This is a genomic window from Stenotrophomonas beteli (genome assembly GCF_001431665.1).
GTDB classification, from domain to species: domain Bacteria; phylum Pseudomonadota; class Gammaproteobacteria; order Xanthomonadales; family Xanthomonadaceae; genus Stenotrophomonas; species Stenotrophomonas beteli.
The window spans coordinates 85,294-104,787 of sequence record NZ_LLXV01000057.1 but is presented as its reverse complement, the minus strand read 5'-3'; the positions used below and the strand labels follow the sequence as shown (position 1 = coordinate 104,787).

Here is a 19,494-nt window from a genome sequence, read left to right as displayed (position 1 = left end):
CATCCATGCGGCTCACGCCCCTGCGCAACCCACCCCGCCCGGCCACGAACAGTTTCCGGTGTGCCCACCACGGAAGAAGGAAGGAAGAGCAGGAGCGGGTCGCGCGCTGCGCGCGCTCCATGGCGCGTTGCCAGGGCGGGCTGGAGGAAAGCCCCTTCTGTTGAAGGGGCGCGCCGAAGGCGGGGGTAGAGGAAGAATGCGTGGGCAACTGCTGTAGCGCTGGCGCTACAGCAGTTGCCGGAGCATGGCCTTCAGGCGCCGCCCTTCGAGCTGGAAGTAGTCGCGCTGTTGCCGCCAGCCGGGGAAGCGCTGCTCCACTTCGTGCCAGAACGCGGGCGAGTGATTGGGCTGGATCAGGTGGCAGAGTTCGTGCACCAGCACGTACTCGAAGGCCTGCGGGCTGCCCAGCACCAGGGCCAGGTCAAGCGCCATGCTGCCATCGGGCGCCAGCGAACCCCATTGCGAGGACATCACCTTCAACCGCAGCCGGCTGGGCGCGCGCGGCAGGCCGGGCAGGTACTTCGGCAGCCAACGGCCGACATCGGCGCGGGTCTGTGCTTCGTAGAACTCGCGCAACAGGCGGCGCAGCGTGGCATCGCCACCACGCGCCGGCCATTGCACACAGGCGCCGTGGGCGTCGATCTCCAGCCGCGCGAAACGGCCTTCCTGCCAGCGCAGCGGCAACAGCTCGCCGCGCAGCGGCAGCACGCCCTCCACGCCCGGCTGCAGCGCCGCGGGCAGGCCCTGGCCCTGGTACTGGCGCAGTTGCACGGCCAGCCAGTCGCGGTGCTGTTCCAGGAAGCGTTCGCCCATCGCCAGGCTTGCGCGCGGCGGCAGGGTCAAGCGTGCGCCGCGCTCGTCCACGCTCAGCTTGATCCGCCGCGCACGCGGGTCACGCACGCGCAGTACCTCGATCTCGGCATCCTCCAGGCGCAGGCGAACGGTGTCGCGCTGTACGGTGGCGGGCGGGGTCGGGCTGATCAGGCGGCGCAGCAGACGGCTCATGCGCCCAGCATAGCGCCGCTTCGGGCCGCCGGATGACCGGCGGCCGGCGGGTTGCCTGTTCAGTCAGCCTTGCTGAGCTTGAAGGCTTCTTCCAGCAACAGGAACAGGCGGCGGATCTCGGCGCTCTGCAGGGCGAAGCGGGCGTCGAACTCGGCGCGGCGGCCATCTTCGTCGGCGTGCTCCAGCTGGTCCAGGGCACCGTCGAGGAACTTCAGCTTGCGCACGATCAGGTCGTCGCCGATCACGAACGACAGGTTGTCCTCGAAGATCAGCGCCAGCTTGGTCACCTGCTTGCCGGCGTCCAGGTGCTTGTCGATCTCGTCGCAGCGCAGTTCCTGGTGCTGGCACTTGACCACCGCGCCGCCTTCCACCGGGTCCTTCATCTCGCACTCTTCGCCCAGGCTCAGCCCGGTCGGCAGCGGCTCGCCGGCAATCCAGCCGGTCAGGATCGAGCGCGGCGCGACTTCGGCATTCAGCGGCATCGCCGGGAAGCTGCCGAGCAGGCCACGGATGTCGGACATGAAGTACTCGCCGGTCTTGCGGCTGGAGGTATCCACTGCCACGTAGCCGTGCTGCAGGTCGATGAAGGCATCGTTGCGCGAGGACTTCACGAAGGCGCGCGGCAGCAGTTCATGCAGCAGGTCGTCCTTCATGCGCTTGCGTTCGCGGCCACCCGGGCGGCGGCCTTCCTTCTCCTCGATCTCCTCCAGCTTGCGCTCGAGCAGGTCGTTGACCACCGCCGCCGGCAGGATCTTGTCCTCACCGCCCACGGTCAGCCACAGGTGCTCGGCAATGCGATGGGAGAGCAGTTCCTTCTCCTCGCGGCCGAACGGCGAGATGAAGCCACGCGAGTTCATTTCCAGCGCGCCGACCGGCTTGAGCAGGGCGTGCGGCAGCAGGGTATCGACTTCGGAAAAATCAGTGGCGGTCGGGAAACGGAAGAACGTCAGGTTGCGAAAGAACATGGAATTCCGGATGGCAAAGAGGAAGGGCGACCGACCTTAAACGGTGGGCGTCTCGGGATCTGCGTCGGCATCGGCCGGGGCGCCGGCCAGCCAGGCATGGGCGTCGGGCAGCGGCGCGTCGTCGCGACGGCCCAGCGCCATGAAGTCGAACAGGGTGGTGTCGGCCAGCTGCGAGGGCCGGACGTCACCCATGGCGCGCGCGATCTGCTCGATGCGGCCCGGGTGATCCTTCTCCCACTGCTTCAGCATCAGGCCAACCTGGCGGCGCTGCAGGTTCTCCTGGCTGCCGCACAGGTTGCAGGGAATGATCGGGAACTGGCGTGCCTGCGCGTACTCGACGATGTCGCTCTCGCGCACGTAGGCCAGCGGCCGGATCACCACGTGCCTGCCATCATCGCTGCGCAGCTTCGGCGGCATGCCCGACAGCTTGGCGTGGTGGAACAGGTTCATGAAGAACGTGGCCACCCTGTCGTCGCGGTGGTGGCCCAGCGCGATCTTGGTGAAGCCATGGATTTCGGCGTAGTTGTACAGCGCACCACGACGCAGCCGCGAGCACAGCGAACACATCGTCTTGCCCTCCGGGATGACCCGGCTGACCACCGAATAGGTGTCCTGCTCGATGATGTGGTACGGCACGCCCAGCCCTGCCAGGTACTCCGGCAGGATGTGCTCGGGGAAGCCCGGCTGCTTCTGGTCCAGGTTCACCGCCACCAGCTCGAACGGCACCGGCGCCTTCTTCTGCAGCTGCAGCAGCACGTCCAGCAGGGTGTAGCTGTCCTTGCCGCCGGACAGGCAGACCATCACCTTGTCGCCGGCTTCGATCATGCCGAAGTCGGCGATCGCCTCGCCGACCTGGCGGCGCAGGCGCTTGGCCAGCTTGTGCTGCTCGCGCTCGGCCAGGCGCGGATCGCGGGCGGCGCGCGGCAGGGGATCGGGAAGGGAAATCACGGCACTCATGGGTTCCATTCTAACGGCTCGGAGCGGCCGCGGCCGGGGGTGGGGATTCCCCTCTCCCGGCGGTCATCATCGCTGTGTATGCTCGGAGGCTGTGGACACCTACAGCCCCGCCGAGATCGTCGAACGCCTCGCCGCCCTGCGCGCCGAGCATCGCCTGCTGGATGAACAGATCACCCGCATGGCGGCCAATGGCCAGGACGAACTGGAGTCCAAGCGGCTGAAGCGGCGCAAGCTGCAGCTGAAGGACTGCATCGCCAAGCTGGAAAGCCTGCAGATTCCCGACGAGCCGGCTTGACCGGCGGGTCATCCGCGCATCGCGTGGACCTGCTGCCCCGCCCGGTGGATGCCAACCTTGGTTGGCATGCCAGCCGCCGGGCAGGGCCCGGCGCGACCGTCAATCCTGCGGTGCCGGCTCGTCCGGGCGGGCCGCTTCCGGGCTCACCCGCTCGATGGTGTGGCGCAGCTCGCGGCCGAGGATGAACTTGGCATCCTTGGCCCAGGCATCCAGGCGCTCGTCGAACAGCAGCTTGCTGTTCTCGTCCGGCCAGACCAGGCGCAGCTCGCGCAGCTTCTGGATGAAGCCGCGGAACAGGGTGCGGTCGAAGAACTCCGGCGCGGCCGGCGCATAGAGCAGGCTCAGGCGCTGCGCCGCCTGCTGGCACAGGCTTTCCAGCTCGGCGGCACCGAGCACGCCCGGGCCGTTCTTCACCAGCACCGAGATCGCGATGTAGTAGCGCTCGAAGGCCTGCTGCAGCGAATGGCCGATCGCACGCAGGCGGAACACCTCGTCGGTCTGGCCGGTGTTGCGCGCCAGGATGCCGCCGTCGTCATCGTTGACGTTCTGCAGCAGGCCCTCGCGCACGAACACATTGATGGTCTGGTCGATGCGCTGGGCGAACTCGTCCTCGCTCCACGGCAGGAACAGCTCGGCCTGCAGGAACGGGTACACCGTGCGGCCCAGCTGGACCAGGCCGGTGCGGCTCATGCGGCGGTTGTTCTGGAAGCAGCACGCCACCCACGACGAGGCGGTGAACAGGTGGATGACGTTGTTGCGGAAGTAGCTCAGCAGCACCGCGGTATCGCCACTCACACTCAGCACGTCGCCCAGCGGGTGCTTGATGCGGGTGAGGACGTTGATCTCCTCGGCGTGGGCGATGATCCGCTCCGGCGAGTGCGGGGTGACCGTCACCCGGTCCGAATACGGCATCTCGGCCAGCAGCGTCTTGCACAGCTCGATCTGCGCGATCAGGTCGGCCTCGCCCATCGCATGCTTCGGCGTGGACAGCAGCGCCAGGGCCAGCAGGTTGATCGGGTTGACGTCGGCGGCCGCGTTGACGCGCACCTGGATGCGCTCGGCCAGCGTATCGACGGTGGTCGACAGCCAGGCCGGCTTCTCGTCTTCCGATACGGCCTCGCCCTTCCACTCCGGCGCCTTCTCGGCCAGCACGTCGTTCAGCGCGATCGGCTCGCCGAAGTTCACCACCACCTGGCCATAGTTCTGCTTGAGCACCTTGGGGATGCCCCACAGCAGCGACCAGATCGATTCCTTTTCCTTCGGCCGGCCAGACAGTTCGTCCAGGTAACTGCCGCCTTCCATCAGCTTCTCGTAGCCGATGTAGATGGGCTGGAACAGCACCGGCTTGCGCGGCTGGCGCAGGAACGCGCGCAGCGTCATCGAGATCATGCCGCCCTTGGGCTGCAGCAGCCGGCCGGTACGCGAGCGGCCGCCTTCGACGAAGTACTCCAGCGAGTAGCCGCCGGCCACCAGCTGCGCGACGTATTCGCTGAGCACGGCCGAGTACAGGGCGTTGCCGCGGATCGAGCGGCGGATGAAGAACGCACCGCCCTTGCGCAGCAGGGTGCCGACCACCGGCAGGTTCAGGTTGATGCCGGCCACGATGTGCGGCGGCACGATGCCGCGGTCGTACAGCAGGTAGGACAGCAGCAGGTAGTCCATGTGGCTGCGGTGGCTGGGCACATAGACCACTTCATGGCCCGGCGCGGCGGCCTTGAACTTGTCCAGGTGGTGCACCAGCACGCCGGCGTAGATGCGGTTCCAGACATGGCTGAGCATGAAACTGGCCGAGCGCACCACCGGGCTGGAGTAATCTGCCGCGATTTCCCAGGCGTAGGCATGCGCCTTCTTCCAGGCATCGGCCGGCTTGGAGTTGTCGCGCTTGGCCTGTGCGGCGATCGCCTCGCGCACCGGCTCGGCTGCCAGCACCTGGTCCACCAGCAGGCGCCGGGTGGACAGATCCGGGCCGATCACCGATTCACGGATGCGGCGGAAGTGGGTACGCAGCACACGCTGCAGCTTGCGCACCGTGCGCTCCGGCTCCAGGCCTTCGTCCACGGTGCTGCGCAGCGAGATCGGCGGGGCGAAACGGACGATGGTGCTGCGGCCGTTCAGCAGCAGCCCCAGCAGACGGCGGAAGCGGCCGACCAGTGCCCAGTTTTCCGAGAACAGCACTGCGAACCAGCCGCTCTGCTTGTCCGGCGCGCGGCCGACGAAGATCGATACCGGCACCAGGTGCACGTCCAGGTCGTCGCGCACGCGATGTGCCTGCAGGACCTTGGCCAGCGAATCGGAGTGGGTCTTGGCACCGCGCTGCTCGGGAATCAGCGAGTTGCTGGAGCTGCGCCGCGACAGCGCCAGGTAGGCGCGCTTGCGGCCGGTCGGGTCACCGGCCAGCGGCACCAGCGGCGAAGGCAGCCCGGCCTGGCGGCAGGCCTTGTCCAGGATCAGTGCGTTGGACAGGCCGTAATCTTCCAGCACGTACATGACCGGGCGGCCATCGTTGTACTGGCCCGGGTCTTCCGGTTCGATCTTCAACGACAGCCAGGGCTCGACCAGGCGACCGAGCAGGCGAGCCCACAGCGGGCGGCGGCCGGCCGGCCGCGCGTGCGCCGGCGGCGGTACCGGGTTGGGGCCGGTACCGATCGAGGGGGACGCCGGCACCGTATCGGCGGGCGTCGTCTGGGATTCTTCGCCGGGGAACGGCAGCGGGTTCTGTTTCGACATCGGCGCCATTATGGCTTAGGCGGTGGCGTTGCCGCCTCCCCACCCTGGGCAGGGGCGTCGGCCGGCGGGGGCGCCGCCGCGGCACGGGCCGCATCGGCCTTGCGCAGCAGGGCGTCGGTGTCGGCCAGGGTGCGGGTCAGGTACCAGTGGCCTTCGCGCCGGCTCAGCGGCAGCTGCAGGGCCATTTCGCGCCCGGCCAGGTCGTAGCGCAGGCGCACCAGCGCGTTGTCGCCCTCCACCGAGAGCAGCTCGCCACGCACGCTGCGCAGCGCGTCGTCCACGCCCAGCCCGTAACTGCCGAGCACTGCCTTGAGGGTGTGGATGAACGGCGCCAGCTGCTGCAGGCTGCCTTCCATGCCGGCAGCCTGCAGGCCGGCTTCGTCGTCGAAACCCACCTTGTTGGCGGCACCGACCAGCGCGGCGATGGTGCTGCGCGCGCGTGCGCGGTCGCTGATCGGGGCGCCCTGCGCCCACACCGCCAGGGTCTCGACCAGGGCGATGTAGTGGGCCTGCTGGCCCGGCGTGTAGCCCTTCTGGTGACGCAGGTACTGCACGCCGAAGTTGCCCATCGACTGCGCGGCCTGGCGCACGGCGCTGGCCTGGCCGGCCAGCTGGCGGTCGAAGCTGCGCTGCAGCTCTGCGCTGGCATCAGGCTTGCGCAGTGCGGCCAGCATCGGCAGCAGCTGGTCACCCAGCGGCAGTTCGGTCAGCGGCCACTGGCTGTGGCCGTCGGCCCAGGCCTGCTGCAGGCGCTGGTACTGGCCCGGCGGCACCGACAGCTTTGCGTAGCCGACCAGATCATCTTCGGCCAGGCGCAGGGCCATCGCCTGCACCGCCGCCACCGGCTCGGCCGCCGGCCTGGCCGGGTCGGTGCCGGGTTCGCGGCACGCCACCACGGCCAGCAGCAACAGGGCTGCCAGCCCCCATCCACGCGCAGACCTTCCTCGCACCGCCACGCTCATGCACTCGGACTCCCCGGACCGGTCCGCATCTTGCGGCCTGCGACGTGACAGCGGCAAGCCGTGCGGTCACGGTTTCCGGCCGAGGGGTCAGATCCCTTCTGCCGGCGGCAGCAGGGATCTGGCCCCAGAGCCACCACCGGGATAAAAAAAGAGCCCGGATCACGGGGATCGCAGGCTCTTCAAGCCGGCACGAGGCCGGAGGACAGTGTTGTGGCGCATGTCCGGTCCGAGGACCGGATGGCGGCGATCCTACGCTGCCCTTCAAGTTAAGGCAACACTTTACCTAGTACGATCTATCTTGTTGATTTTATTGAATCAGTCGCGTTGCCAGACCGCCTCGATGAAATCTACGGCATGTTTTTCGGCGATTCGGGCATAAACGCCGGGGTAGCCGGCCAGCGCGCAGCCCTCGCCCCAGCTGACGATGCCGAACTGGGTCCAGCCCTCGCGCAGGCGCAGCAGCAACGGCCCGCCCGAATCGGCCTGGCAGCTGTCCATGCCCTCGCGGCCGGCGCAGATGACCTTGCCGCGTGCCAGCTCGCCCGCATAGGCCTGCTGGCACTCGGCAAAGGATACGAACGGCACCTGCACGGTCTGCAGTTGGGTGGGGAAGACCCGCCCGTCAGTGATATCGGTGTCGCCCCAGCCGATCACAGTGAACTCCCGGCCCGGCTTGAGATAGCTGGCATCGGGTCGCAGCCGCAGCGCCACCGGCTGCGCATCGGCCAAGGGAACGCTGAGCTGGATCAGGGCCACGTCGTGCTCCAGCGAATTACCGCTGTTGAACGCGGGATGGACGTGGATCGCCTTGACGTTGGACGGTCGTGGTGATGATTCACCGGACAGGGTGGTGCTTCCGCCGAGCACGGCCAGATCGTCGGGGCGATCACCTTGCACGCAATGCGCCGCCGTCAGCACCCAGGAGGGCGAAATCAGCGTGGCGCCACACCAGTGGCGACCGTGGTCACTGTCACCGTAGGACAAGCGCTGGATGCTGACCATGAACGGGTAGTCGCCCGGCTTGGCATCTTCGCCGCCGATGATGCGTGGTGCTTCGCGCGGTTGGGGTGCAGCGGTGGCGGGAAAGGCGATGGCAGCCACCAGCAGGCCGCCGAACAACAGAGAGGTGCTGCGATACATATCCGTGTATTCCTCTATCGATGGTTGGAACCGGCACGGCCGCGGTCCGTGCTGGTGTACCGATTGATAGAGGGCGCTCCCTACGCACATCGCGATACGGCGCACAGTTTTCCCGGCTGGGGTCGGGTGCGTCAGAGCAACAGGCACGAATGCGAACGCCATCCCGGATGAGCCGGGATGGCGTTCGTGGTGCCGGCGTGACCGGCGTCAGCGGCAGGCTCAGCGATCAGCCAGAGCCGACGCGATTTCCTGTTGGATCGCCCGTGCTGCCGCCTGCGGATCGGCGGCCAGCCGGATCGGCCGTCCGACCACGATCGCGTCGGCGCCGTCGGCGAAGGCCTGGGCCACGCCCACCGTGCGCTTCTGGTCATCACCGACCGGACCGCCGGGGCGGATGCCCGGGCACACGATCGAGAACCCGGCGCCGGTGGCCGCGCGGATCGGGCCGGCTTCCTGGCCCGAGGCGATCACGCCATCGATGCCGGCGGCCTGGGCGGCCAGTGCACGCTCGACCACCACCTCCACCGGCTCACGGTCGATGCCCATCTGCGCCAAGTCGGGGCGACCCATCGAGGTCAGCACGGTCACTGCCAGCAGGCGCATGTCGCCGCTGTTGGCGGCCGCGCACGCCTCCATCATGGCCGGGTGCCAGCCATGGATGGTGGCGTAGCTGACCGGCCACTGCGACAGGCGCTTGATCACCGCCGCAGCGGTGGCCGGAATGTCGAAGAACTTCAGGTCGACGAACACGCGCTTGTCGCGGCGGGCCAGCTCATCAAGCACCTGGAAGTACTCGCCGGAGGCGAGCAGTTCCATGCCGATCTTGTAGAAGGCCACGCTGTCGCCAAGGCGGTCGACCCACTCCAGCGCCTGCGCGCGGTCGGGCACGTCCAGCGCGAAGATCAGGCGCTCGTCATCGCGCAGCGGCAGCGGCGCGCGGCTCACGGTGCGTAGTCCAGGGCGGCGCGCTTGGCGTCGTGGCGGGCCTGGCGCGACTGGCTGTAATCGTTGTTGAACTGCGCCGGCTCGAAGCCACCGTAGGTCGGGTTCGGCAGCATCCACCAGCGCTCGCCGAACCAGTCGTGGTACTGCTGCAGCAGGGCGTCACGGCCTTCGTTGGTGTTGGCGGTCACTTCCACGAAGTCACCCAACTGGTCGCCGAACTGCATCAGCACGCGGTACTTCTGCCCGGCCAGGCGGCGGCGGCAGTTCTTCTCGCTGCCGGCCTGCTCGCAACCCTCGACCACGGTGCCCAGGCCCAGGAACACGCTGTCATCGGCCACCGGCAGGCCCTGCTCGCGCAGGTTGGCCAGGGTCGCGTCCTTCAGGTGCACGGCGCGGTTGGAGATGTACAGCAGGGTCACGCCCTTGGCGTTGGCCGCCTTGGCGAAATCAACCACGCCCGGGATCGCCTTGGCCTTCTTTTCGGCCACCCACTGGTCCCAGCTCAGCTCGTCGTATTCCTTGCCGTCGCGCACCAGGCGCGCCTGGTAGGGCGAGTTGTCCAGCACGGTCTCGTCCACGTCCAGCACCACCGCCGGCTTCAGGCCCTTGGCCTCGTTGCCGCGTTCTTCCGGCACCAGTGCGTCCCAGTGGGCCTCCTTCAGCGCGGCATCCAGGTGGTCGGCGGCGGCACGATAGGTCTGCTCGGTGATCGCCTTGTACTCCTGCGCGCGCTGCATCCACAGCACCGCATTGAGATTGTCGTTGGCGGTCGCATCAAGCGCGCCATCGGCCTTGGCAGCGGCAGCGGGCGCCTGCGGGGCAGCGGCTTCGGCGGCAGGCGCCTCCACGCGCTTGCAGGCGGACAGGCCCAGCGCCGCGGTAGCGAGCAGGGTCAGGGACAGGGAAACGGGACGACGCATGGATTCACCGGCAATCAGATATACCGGCGCATTTTACCGGCAAAGCCGGCGCCGGGACGGCTATGCTTGGCGGTTGACCCGTTGCCCTTCCGGAGGCCGCCATGACCGATTCCAGCCAGACCCCCGACGTCCCCCTGCTCGACGCCGTGCAGGCCCGCCTGCTGGGCTGCCTGGTGGAGAAGGAGGCAACCACCCCCGATACCTATCCGCTGACGGTCAACGCGGCCCAGTCGGCGGCCAACCAGAAGACCGCCCGCGAGCCGGTGATGAACGTGGACGCCGGCAGCGTGCAGCATGCGCTGCGCCAGCTGGAAGCACTGGGCCTGGCCCGCCAGCACTTCTCCTCGCGCGCCGACCGCTACGAGCACCGCCTGCAGGCCGCGCTGGACCTGACCCGGCAGCAGACCGTGCTGCTGGCACTGCTGTTGCTGCGCGGCCCACAGACCCTGGGCGAGCTGGTGTCGCGCAGCGAGCGTCTGTACCGGTTTGCGGATACCGACGAGGCCCGCCACGCCGTCGAGCGCCTGCAGCAGCGCGCGCTGCTGGTGGTGCTGCCGCGTGCCAGCGGCCAGCGCGAGGACCGCTACATGCACCTGCTGTGCGGTGAAGTGGATGGCGCGGCGCTGGCGGCGAAGTACGCCAGCGCTGGCGGCAGCGGCGACGCGGCCGATCCGGGCCTGGCCGAGCGCGTAGCCCAGCTGGAAACGGCGGTGGCCGAACTGCAGGCGCAGCTGGCCGAACTGCGCGGTTGAGCGTCTGCAGGCGGTAGTGCCGGCCGCTGGCCGGCAACCCGGTGATGCCTGGATGCCGGCCAGCGGCCGGCACTACCCGACCTGCGCCGCCCCCGGCGTGGCATACAGGCGGCTGGCGCTTTCGATGCCCGGCAGCTGGATCACTCCGCGCGCCTGCATGCCGAGCCCCAGCAGGATCTTCCCGGACACCACGTTGTCCAGGTCGGTGATGCCATACAGATCGTGCAGGCCCAGCGCTCCGCGTGCATGCGCGAACACCGCCCGCGCCGCCTCACCGGCATAGCCCTGCCCGGCGAACTGCGAAAGCACCGCATAGCCGATATCCGGCCCCGGCAGGCCGTCACGCCGCACCAGGCCGGCATTGCCCAGCCAGGCGCCATCGGACAGCCGCTCGATGGCATACATGCCGAACCCGTTCAAGGCATAGCTGTGCAGCACGCGCAGCGCGATGTACTCCCGCGCCTGTTCCTCGCTGTGCACGTTGCGGTCGCCGATGAAGCGCACGAAGCCTGGATCATTGAGCAATGCCAGCATCGGCGCAGCATCCCGGTCTGGTTCCAGGCGGCGCAGCCGCAGGCGTTCGCTTTCGATGGGATGCATGGGTGGGCTCCGGAAGGAATACCTCGATTTTGCAACGCCAGCGCCCGCCGTGCAGCACGCTCAGGCCAAGTGGGCCACTACGATGCCCAGCCTAGCCACATGCCCCCCGTCACGCTGGCCGAACAGGATCGGCCAGTAGCGCACGCACAGGCGATGGACGCATGCGGCGATCAGGCAGAACCCCATGCCCATCAGCGCCAACAGCAGCGGTGCGCCCCAGCGCAAACCCGGGTGCTGGATACGAGCCTTGGAAGGCATGCCGCCGGGATATAGCACCTGTACCTGTTCGCCGACCACGTACAGTGGTGCCCCGGTAGCAAAGGACGCGGTGAACTGAATCATCTGCCCCTGTGCGGTCTGGAACCTCACCACCGGGCGATGCAGGGTGATGTCACGTGCGGGCATCCCCTCCATTTCCGACCGGGCATCCTCTGCCTGGACGGCCACCACCGTTCCGGTTACGGAAACGGCCTTGCGCGCGAAACGCTGGACGTCCACGAACAGCCAGGCGGCGGCCACAAGGATCAGCAGGCCCACGGCAAAGAAAAACAGCAAAAAACATCTGAGGAGGGTGGGCATGGTGCTGGCCGGGTTGATCGATCAGCGTGCAGGTGCCGGCGCTGATCGAATGAAGGAGATATCGACATGGTAGTAGCGCGGATTGCCCGGCATGACATGGACATCCAGTTCACGCCCACTCACCTGTGCACGGGGATCGGCCCAGAGATACGCACTGTGGAAGACATGCCATCGAGTGGTTTCAGGATCGCGCCAGGCGCAGACGATGACGAACGGATGCCTTCCCCCCGAGAATACTCCGCGATCGCGCTTGATCGCCCGGACCTTGGCTTGCACCCGTGTCCCGTGGCGAAGGAGCTGCCTGCGCCGCCATGCCCTCGCCGCCTGCGGCAGGTGCAGAAGTCCCACCGCCAGCAAGAATGGGCCGCCGGTCACTCCCAGTATGACGCTCAGGCCCCAGGGTGATGAGAGCGAACGCACCAGGGCCTTGTCCGGGCGGTCCGGCAGGTACAGCACATCTACATGATCGCCCGTCATGTAGGCACGATGGCGGGTACGACCTGCGAAGAACCGCATCACTTGCCCGCTGCTGGTAGTGAAGTCCACCCAGTACAGGAACTTCACCCCTGAAGTACGCGAACCACCGCGATCAACGCTGACGGCATCCACATGGGTGATCCTGCCATCGGCAATGACCGCCCCATCGAGGAAGCGCCTGGCACCAACGTAGGCCAGAAGCGTTGAAACAAGCAGGACCAGGCCCAGCCCGAGGAAGGTACGGGTGAGAACAGCAGGGATATCGTTGGACACGATGAAAGGCACGGCGCGCACTTCGGGTGCGCTCACACTAGGCCTTAACCCGATGCAGGCTCAAGGCCAGAAGCGTCAATCGGACGGATTGGAATACCACTTTAGTGGCTTTTCGATCCTCAATCGAACAACGCCTCGATCGCCGCCAACCCCGCACTCGCCCGTTCCTTCTTGCGCGCCGCATCGGCCACCGGGTCGGCACCGTCGCGCTGGATCTCCTCGGCTGGAATTTCGTCGAAGAACCGGCTCGGCTTCAGCCGCACATGCTCCCCGAACTTGCGCGTCAGCTTGCTGTAGCTCATCCACAGCTGGATCTTGGCGCGGGTGATGCCCACGTACAGCAGGCGCCGCTCCTCCTGCAGGTTGCCCTCGTCCAGGCTCACCTGGTGCGGCAGCACGCCGTCCTCGCAGCCGACGATGAACACGTACGGGAATTCCAGGCCCTTGGAGGCATGCAGGGTCATCATGCGCACCTGGTTGCCGCCCTCGTCCTTGTCGCTGCGTGACAGCAGCGCCAGCTGGCCGGCCAGGTCGGCGGCGGTGGCACCGCGCGGGCCACCCTCGAACCACTGTGCCAGTTCCTCGATGTTGTTGGCACGGCGCTGGTAGCTGGCTTCTTCCTTGGCCTGCTGGCGCAGTTCACTCAGCAGGCCGGATTCCTTGGCGACCTTGCGGATCATGTCGCCGGAACTGATCTGCCGCATCTGCGCGCGCAGGTCGCGCAGGATGTCGGTGAAGCGCGCCAGGCTGTTGGCTGCGCGCGGTGGCAGCTGCTGCAGGGCGCCGATGGCTTCGGCGGCCTGCGCCATCGGCATGTCCTTTTCCTGCGCCAGTTCGGCCAGCCTGGCCAGCGTGCCGGCACCGACGTCGCGCTTGGGCGACTGCACTGCCCGCATGAACGCGGTGTCGTCGTCCGGGTTCACCAGCAGGCGCAGCCAGGCCAGCGTGTCCTTCACTTCCTGGCGCTCCAGGAACATCGTGCCGCCGGTCAGGTGGTAGGGAATGCGCAGCAGCTGCATCGCCTTTTCCAGCGGACGCGACTGGAAGTTGCCACGGAACAGGATGCAGAAATCGCTCCACGGCACGTTGCGCGACTGCGCCACGAAGGCGATCTCGGCGGCGACCTTTTCCGCCTCGTGTTCGCTGTTGCGGCATTCCCACACGCGGATCCGCTCGCCGTCGGCCTGGTCGCTCCAGAGCTTTTTCAGGTGCTCATGCGGGTTGTTGGCGATCAGCGCATTGGCCGCGCGCAGCACGCGGTTGGAGCAGCGGTAGTTCTGCTCCAGCTTGATGATTTCCAGCGCAGGATAGTCGCGCCCCATCTGCTGCAGGTTTTCCGGGTTGGCGCCGCGCCAGGCGTAGATCGACTGGTCATCGTCACCCACGCAGGTGAAGTTGCCCTTCTCACCGGCCAGCTGCTTGAGCAGGCGGTACTGCGCGTCGTTGGTGTCCTGGCATTCGTCCACCAGCAGGTAGCCGATGCGCTCGCGCCAGGCCAGCGCGATCTCCGGGTTTTCTTCCAGGATCTGCACGGGCAGGCGGATCAGGTCATCGAAGTCCACCGCGTTGAACGCGGTCAGGCGCAGCTGGTAGCGCTCGTAGACGCTGGCCGCTTCCTTCTCGCGGTTGCTGCGTGCAGCGGCCATCGCCTGTTCGGGCGACAGGCCGGCGTTCTTCGCGCGCGAGACCAGGTTCTTCATGTCCTCGATGTCATCGGGCTTGGCGCCGTACATCAGGTCCTTGATCTGCGCGGCCGCATCATCGGCATCGAAGATCGAGAAGCCCCGCTTCAGGCCCACCGCGGCATGCTCGATCTGCAGGAACTTCAGGCCCAGCGCGTGGAAGGTGCAGATCGTCACCTCGTCGGCGTCCTGCTCGCGCAGGCGCTTGGCCACGCGCTCGCGCATTTCCTTGGCCGACTTGTTGGTGAAGGTGATCGCGGCGATGCGGCGCGCCGGGTAGCGGCCACAGCTGATCAGGTGGGCGATCTTCTCCACGATCACGCGTGTTTTGCCGCTGCCGGCGCCAGCGAGGACCAGCAGCGGGCCTTCGATGTGCAGGACGGCGGCAGCTTGAGGAGGATTCAGACCGTGCATGGGGACAGGATTGTAGCGGGGTGCCGACGGGCCCACCTGACTTGCGTGGCAGGAGATCGTAAGGTATTGAATCGGCACCGGAACACAGGAGCGTGGTCCATGTCACCGATCCTCTTCGCAAGGCCACGGCGGGCCCCGGCCTGGATCGTGCTGCTGCCGGCGGCGGTCGCGGCCCCGGGCCAGGCCTGCCAGACCCGGCCGGTCGCGTCGATCCCGCCGGCGCTGCTGACCGAAGGTTTCCTGCGACCCGATCCGGCAGCACGGTACCCGCAGCCAGAGCGTCGAGGTCGGCCCGTTGCTCACCCTCGAAGAGCCGGCGCGCTGACATGCATTCACGGGCCACGGCCCGCAGGGAGGGATTCCATGAAAGGACTTCGCATTGCATCGATCCTGTTGCTGGGCCTATCGGCCATCGCCACCGCCGGCGCGTCCGACTGCCCAGTTGAGGCGCCACGCCCGATCCCGGATACGGTGCTCACCGGCGGCTTCTTCGACGCTCATCCGGATCTGTTCTGGCGCAGCCTGGCACAGCGTGCCGAGCGCGACCAGCAGCCGGCCAGAGCGCTGGAGTACTACCGGCGTTCGGCGCGCTATGCCGACAAGTTCTCGCAGGCGATGGTGGCGCGCATGTACCAGCAGGGCAGCGGCACCGCCGCCGATCCGGTGATGGCCTATGTGTGGATGGACCTGGCTGCCGAGCGCATGTACCACGACTTCCTGGTACTGCGTGAACACTACTGGGCGCGGCTGGACCCGTCGCAGCAGGCACAGGCGATCGCGCGTGGTCAGCAGGTGTATGCCGAATACGGCGACCGCGAAGCCAAGCCGCGCATGGAGCGCGCGCTGCGCGACGGGCGCCAGCGGATCACCGGCAGCCGTGTCGGCTATGTGAGTTCAGGCCTGGTCGTGGTTCAGCGCCGTGGCAGCGAGGCGGATATCCGGACACCGGGAAGCATCGTCTACGACGACCGCTACTGGCGCGCCGCCGACTACTGGTGCCTGCAGGACAACTACTGGCGGCCGGCACGGACGCCCCAGGTCGACGTCGGGGCACCGGCTGCGGTCCGCGACGGCGAGCCGAGGGGCGACTAGAATTGGCCGATGGCCAAGCTCTACTTCTACTATTCGGCGATGAACGCCGGCAAGACCACCACGCTGCTGCAGAGCGCGCACAACTACCGCGAGCGCGGCATGCGGGTGGCGATCCTGACCCCGCGCCTGGATGATCGCGCCGGGGCCGGCGTGGTCGCCTCGCGCATCGGTCTGCGCGCCGACGGCATGGCCTTCGACCGCGACACCGACCTGCAGCATTGGGTGGAACAGGACCTGGCTGCGAACGGCCCGATGGGCTGCGTGCTGGTGGACGAGGCGCAGTTCCTGACCCGTGCCCAGGTCTGGCAGCTCAGCGAGGTGGTCGACCAGCTGCGCATTCCGGTGTTGTGCTACGGGCTGCGCACCGACTTCCGCGGCGAACTGTTCGAAGGCAGCCAGTACCTGCTGGCCTGGGCCGACGAGATGCAGGAGATCAAGACGATCTGCCACAGCGGCAAGAAGGCGACGATGACGGTGCGCGTGGACGAGCATGGCCACGCCGTGCAGGACGGCCCGCAGGTGGAGATCGGTGGCAACGACCGCTATGTGTCGGTCAGCCGCGCGGAGTTCAAGAAGATTACCCGTGGCGAAGGGCGGATCGAGCCGATGCAGGCGCCCTTGCCGTTGTAAAGCGGTGTTCGGCAGGGCTGCGCCCTGCACCCGCGGTAGTGCCGGCCGCTGGCCGGCAACAGCAACAGCAAGAGCTGGCACTGCGTGTGATGGCGGGGCGGTGTCGGACTGCGGGGACGCCGTGAACCCGTCCATGGGGGCTTGGCAGCCGCATCCATGCGGCTGACACCCCGCACTCCGACGCCGCCCCACCTCTGACAGATTCCTGCAGCTGTTGGTAGGTGTCGACCTTGGTCGACACATCTGTCAGATATCGAATGAAATTCCGGGGTCAGATCCGTTTTCCTTCGGAAAACGGATCTGACCCCGCGAGCTGTTCCAACAGATCGCACAAAACTGTCGAAGGCGGGGTGGATCCGGTGGCGGGAGTGTCCGCGGCATGATGCCGCGGCCAAGCCCCCCATGGACGGGTTCACGGCGTCTCCCGCCACCGGACCCACCCCGCCTACCCTCAGGAAACCAGCTTCTGCTTCGGCTGTTGCGGTTGCTTTGGCCTCGGCAGGCGCAGGGCTGCAAGCCCTGCAATCCCGCACCCCGCTTAGTACAGCGTGCGCTCCGGCGCACCGGCCGGTGGCGGGGTGTACTGGTACAGCCAGGTCTCGGTAAGGGTCTTGCCACCACTGCGCAGGAACAGGCGGATGTCGATCTGCTCGGTGCTGCCGTCCGGTGGTACCAGGTCGAACATCGCGCGGTAGCCGTTGATCTCGCGCAGCGGACGCGCCGACACGATCTCGACCCGGCCACGGCTGGCTTCCACCACCGCCTCCACCTCGGCCTTGTCGATCAGCGCAGCCAGCTCGCCGCCTTCGAAATCCACCGCGAAGCGCCAGCTGAAGTACTCGCGCTTCTTGCCGATGATGCCGCCCAGGCCGGTGCGGCTGGCCACGCAGTGCGCCAGCGGCGGGCGGGCCGGCGGTTCGGCGCCCCAGTACAGGCGATAGCCGACCAGCAGTTCCTGGCCCGGCTGCGGCTTTTCCTTCGGGTTCCAGAACGCCACGATGTTGTCGAAGGTCTCGTCCACGGTGGGAATCTCCACCAGCTGCACCGAGCCCTCGCCCCATTCGCCCTTCGGCTCCACCCACAGGCACGGGCGCTTCTCGTAGAACACGCCGTCGTCCTGGTAGTGATCGAAGTTGCGGTCACGCTGCAGCAGGCCGAAGCCGCGCGGGTTGCGGTCCACGAACATGTTGAAGCGCAGGTTGCGCGGGTTCAGCAGCGGCCGCCAGATCCACTCGCCTGCACCGGTCCACAGCGACAGGCCATCGGTATCGTGGATCTCCGGGCGCCAGTCCCAGCCCATGCGGCGGTCGTTCTCGCCCACCTGGTACATGCTGGTGCACGGGGCGATGCCCAGCCGCTCGATCGCCTTGCGCGGGTACAAGGCGCTGTCGATGTCCATCAGCAGCACATCGCCATTGGTGATCGCAAAGCGATAGGCGCCGGCCACGCTGGGCGAATCCAGCAGGCCGTAGACCACGATGGTCTCCGAATCGGCCGCAGGCTGTTCCAGGTAGTAGGCGATGAAATCCGGGAACTCCTCCGGCTTGCCCATGCCGGTATCGATCGCCAGGCCGCGCGCGGACTGGCCGTACTGGCCCTCCTTGCCGACCGCGCGGAAATAGCTGGCGCCCAGGAAGGCGGCGAAGTCGCGGTCGGTGTCCTTGCGGGTGTTCAGGCGGAAACCGGCGAAGCCCAGATCGGCCGGCAGCTCGCCGTTCTTGATGCCGCTCTTGCCGTAGTTGAACGCTGCGCCGTCATAGGCCAGCTCCTGCGCCTTGCCGTCAACCACGTCGAACATGCGCACCGGCGAATGGAAGTACAGGCCCAGATGGAAGAACTTGGCCTGGAACCTGCCGGGCTGGTCGGCCCACAGCGCATGGTCCTGGCGGTAGCCGATCGACTGGTACTGGTCCCAGTCCAGGCCCTCCAGGCGACCCGGCAGCACCCGCTTGTGGCTCTTGTAGGGCGCCTGCGCCAGCGCGCGCGCCTGGCCCTTCAGGGTGGCGAAGTCGAACGGCTGCGGCTGGCCGAGGCGGCGCAGGCCCATCTGGCCGCTCTTGCTGGCCGCACATGCGGGCAGGGACGGCAGGCCGAATGCAGCCAGGGCGAGGGAGGCATTGCGGATGAAGTCGCGTCGTTGCATGCAGGCGCGTCAGGCACGGAAGGAAGGTCGGCCATGATAGGCAGACAAACGTTAACGGGCAGCGGAGACGCGCCCTGCCCGTTCAGCTGCCGCTGGCCGCCCCCTCAACGCTGGCAGTGGCTGCACCAGACGCTGGCGCGCTGGCCGATGGTGGCGTGCTTCAGTGCGCGGCCACAGTTCGGGCACGGCAGCCCGTCGCGGCCGTAGACCAGAAGCTCCTGCTCGAAGTAGCCCGGCGCACCGTCGGGGCTGATGAAGTCGCGCAGGGTGGTGCCGCCGCGGGTGATGGCGTAGCCGAGGATCTCCTTCACCGCGTCGGCCAGCCGCTGGTAGCGCCCGCGCGCGATCTTTCCGGCCTCGCGCAGCGGGCTGATGCCGGCCTTGAACAGGCTCTCGGCTGCGTAGATATTGCCCACGCCCACCACCACCGCCTGATCCATCAGGAAGGTCTTCACCGGCGCGCTGCGGCCCCGGCTCCGGGCGAACAGATAGTCGCCGTCGAACGCGTCGTCCAGCGGCTCCGGGCCCAGCCCCTGCAGCAGCGGATGGATCTGGCCCGCCGGCTGCCACAGCAGGCTGCCGAAGCGGCGCGGGTCGTTGAAGCGCAGCAGGCGGCCGTTGTCCAGGCTGATATCCACATGATCGTGCGCGCGCAGCGGGGTGTCACCGGGCAGCACGCGCAGGCTGCCGGACATGCCCAGGTGCAGCACCGCGCTGCCGATGGCGGTATCCAGCAGCAGGTACTTGGCGCGGCGACGGATCTCCTCGATGCGTTGCCCCGGCAGCAGCTCGGCCACTTCCGGCGGAATCGGCCAGCGCAGGTCGGCGCGGCGCAGGATCACCCCATGCACGCGGCGACCCTGCAGGTGCGGCGCCAGGCCGCGGCGGGTGGTTTCGACTTCGGGCAGTTCAGGCATGAACCGATTCTACGCCCGC

18 protein-coding genes are annotated in these 19,494 nt (G+C 67.6%); 4 read left to right on the top strand and 14 right to left on the bottom strand.

The annotated features are described in order from the left end of the window. Positions 1 to 225: 225 nt before the first annotated feature. The 3 genes from ARC23_RS15760 to ttcA are packed head-to-tail and all read right to left on the bottom strand — an operon-like array spanning position 226 to position 2,927. The gene (locus ARC23_RS15760) at positions 226 to 1,005 is read right to left on the bottom strand and encodes a M48 family metallopeptidase (RefSeq protein WP_057498071.1); all 780 of its coding nucleotides are present in this window, start codon (positions 1,003 to 1,005) and stop codon (positions 226 to 228) included. Positions 1,006 to 1,064: 59 nt separating this feature from the next. Further along, a complete protein-coding gene (locus ARC23_RS15755) occupies positions 1,065 to 1,970 on the bottom strand; it encodes a recombination-associated protein RdgC (RefSeq protein ID WP_004153441.1) in 906 nt (301 codons plus the stop codon). Positions 1,971 to 2,006: 36 nt separating this feature from the next. After that, positions 2,007 to 2,927, bottom strand: a complete 921-nt coding sequence (gene ttcA, locus ARC23_RS15750) for a tRNA 2-thiocytidine(32) synthetase TtcA (protein ID WP_203226369.1) — start codon at positions 2,925 to 2,927, stop codon at positions 2,007 to 2,009. A gap of 91 nt (positions 2,928 to 3,018) precedes the next feature. Here ttcA and ARC23_RS15745 point away from each other — a divergent pair, with 91 nt between their 5' ends. Then, complete coding sequence (locus ARC23_RS15745; protein ID WP_057498068.1) at positions 3,019 to 3,222, top strand: YdcH family protein; 204 nt, start codon at positions 3,019 to 3,021, stop codon at positions 3,220 to 3,222. A 99-nt stretch (positions 3,223 to 3,321) separates the two neighbouring features. On the opposite strand, the gene plsB is transcribed toward ARC23_RS15745, so the two are convergent. The 5 genes from plsB to ARC23_RS15720 form a co-directional block, all read right to left on the bottom strand. Next, entirely contained in the window at positions 3,322 to 5,958 is a 2,637-nt protein-coding gene (plsB, locus tag ARC23_RS15740) for a glycerol-3-phosphate 1-O-acyltransferase PlsB (protein WP_057498067.1), read from the bottom strand. Next, the gene (locus tag ARC23_RS15735; RefSeq protein WP_057498066.1) at positions 5,958 to 6,911 is read right to left on the bottom strand and encodes a hypothetical protein; all 954 of its coding nucleotides are present in this window, start codon (positions 6,909 to 6,911) and stop codon (positions 5,958 to 5,960) included. The genes plsB and ARC23_RS15735 overlap by 1 nt, the downstream gene beginning before the upstream one ends. Before the next feature lie 315 nt (positions 6,912 to 7,226). Beyond that, positions 7,227 to 8,051 carry a S1 family peptidase gene (locus ARC23_RS15730; protein ID WP_057498064.1) on the bottom strand — a complete coding sequence of 275 codons (825 nt, stop codon included), beginning with the start codon at positions 8,049 to 8,051 and terminating at the stop codon, positions 7,227 to 7,229. Positions 8,052 to 8,270: 219 nt separating this feature from the next. Then, positions 8,271 to 8,996 carry an orotidine-5'-phosphate decarboxylase gene (gene pyrF / locus ARC23_RS15725; protein WP_057498063.1) on the bottom strand — a complete coding sequence of 242 codons (726 nt, stop codon included), beginning with the start codon at positions 8,994 to 8,996 and terminating at the stop codon, positions 8,271 to 8,273. After that, complete coding sequence (locus ARC23_RS15720; protein ID WP_049416065.1) at positions 8,993 to 9,916, bottom strand: 5'-nucleotidase, lipoprotein e(P4) family; 924 nt, start codon at positions 9,914 to 9,916, stop codon at positions 8,993 to 8,995. The genes pyrF and ARC23_RS15720 overlap by 4 nt, the downstream gene beginning before the upstream one ends. 101 nt (positions 9,917 to 10,017) lie before the next feature. Here ARC23_RS15720 and ARC23_RS15715 point away from each other — a divergent pair, with 101 nt between their 5' ends. Next, on the top strand, positions 10,018 to 10,668 hold the full coding sequence (locus ARC23_RS15715; RefSeq protein WP_057498062.1) for a YceH family protein: 651 nt from the start codon (positions 10,018 to 10,020) through the stop codon (positions 10,666 to 10,668). 72 nt (positions 10,669 to 10,740) lie between these two features. On the opposite strand, the gene ARC23_RS15710 is transcribed toward ARC23_RS15715, so the two are convergent. The 4 genes from ARC23_RS15710 to ARC23_RS15695 form a co-directional block, all read right to left on the bottom strand. Continuing rightward, a complete protein-coding gene (locus ARC23_RS15710) occupies positions 10,741 to 11,268 on the bottom strand; it encodes a GNAT family N-acetyltransferase (RefSeq protein WP_057498061.1) in 528 nt (175 codons plus the stop codon). Between the two features lie 60 nt (positions 11,269 to 11,328). Then, complete coding sequence (locus ARC23_RS15705) at positions 11,329 to 11,847, bottom strand: DUF3592 domain-containing protein (RefSeq protein ID WP_057498060.1); 519 nt, start codon at positions 11,845 to 11,847, stop codon at positions 11,329 to 11,331. A 21-nt stretch (positions 11,848 to 11,868) separates the two neighbouring features. After that, the gene (locus tag ARC23_RS15700) at positions 11,869 to 12,633 is read right to left on the bottom strand and encodes a DUF3592 domain-containing protein (protein WP_057498059.1); all 765 of its coding nucleotides are present in this window, start codon (positions 12,631 to 12,633) and stop codon (positions 11,869 to 11,871) included. Between the two features lie 83 nt (positions 12,634 to 12,716). Continuing rightward, positions 12,717 to 14,693 carry a UvrD-helicase domain-containing protein gene (locus ARC23_RS15695; RefSeq protein WP_057498058.1) on the bottom strand — a complete coding sequence of 659 codons (1,977 nt, stop codon included), beginning with the start codon at positions 14,691 to 14,693 and terminating at the stop codon, positions 12,717 to 12,719. A gap of 363 nt (positions 14,694 to 15,056) precedes the next feature. Here ARC23_RS15695 and ARC23_RS15690 point away from each other — a divergent pair, with 363 nt between their 5' ends. After that, on the top strand, positions 15,057 to 15,785 hold the full coding sequence (locus ARC23_RS15690) for an SEL1-like repeat protein (RefSeq protein ID WP_057498057.1): 729 nt from the start codon (positions 15,057 to 15,059) through the stop codon (positions 15,783 to 15,785). Between the two features lie 9 nt (positions 15,786 to 15,794). Then, on the top strand, positions 15,795 to 16,415 hold the full coding sequence (locus ARC23_RS15685; RefSeq protein WP_057498056.1) for a thymidine kinase: 621 nt from the start codon (positions 15,795 to 15,797) through the stop codon (positions 16,413 to 16,415). 538 nt (positions 16,416 to 16,953) lie between these two features. Here the strand turns inward: ARC23_RS15685 and ARC23_RS15680 are convergent. Beyond that, positions 16,954 to 18,558 carry an OpgD/OpgG family glucan biosynthesis protein gene (locus ARC23_RS15680; RefSeq protein ID WP_057498055.1) on the bottom strand — a complete coding sequence of 535 codons (1,605 nt, stop codon included), beginning with the start codon at positions 18,556 to 18,558 and terminating at the stop codon, positions 16,954 to 16,956. 104 nt (positions 18,559 to 18,662) lie between these two features. Further along, complete coding sequence (mutM, locus tag ARC23_RS15675) at positions 18,663 to 19,475, bottom strand: bifunctional DNA-formamidopyrimidine glycosylase/DNA-(apurinic or apyrimidinic site) lyase (RefSeq protein ID WP_057498054.1); 813 nt, start codon at positions 19,473 to 19,475, stop codon at positions 18,663 to 18,665. Positions 19,476 to 19,494: the final 19 nt, after the last annotated feature.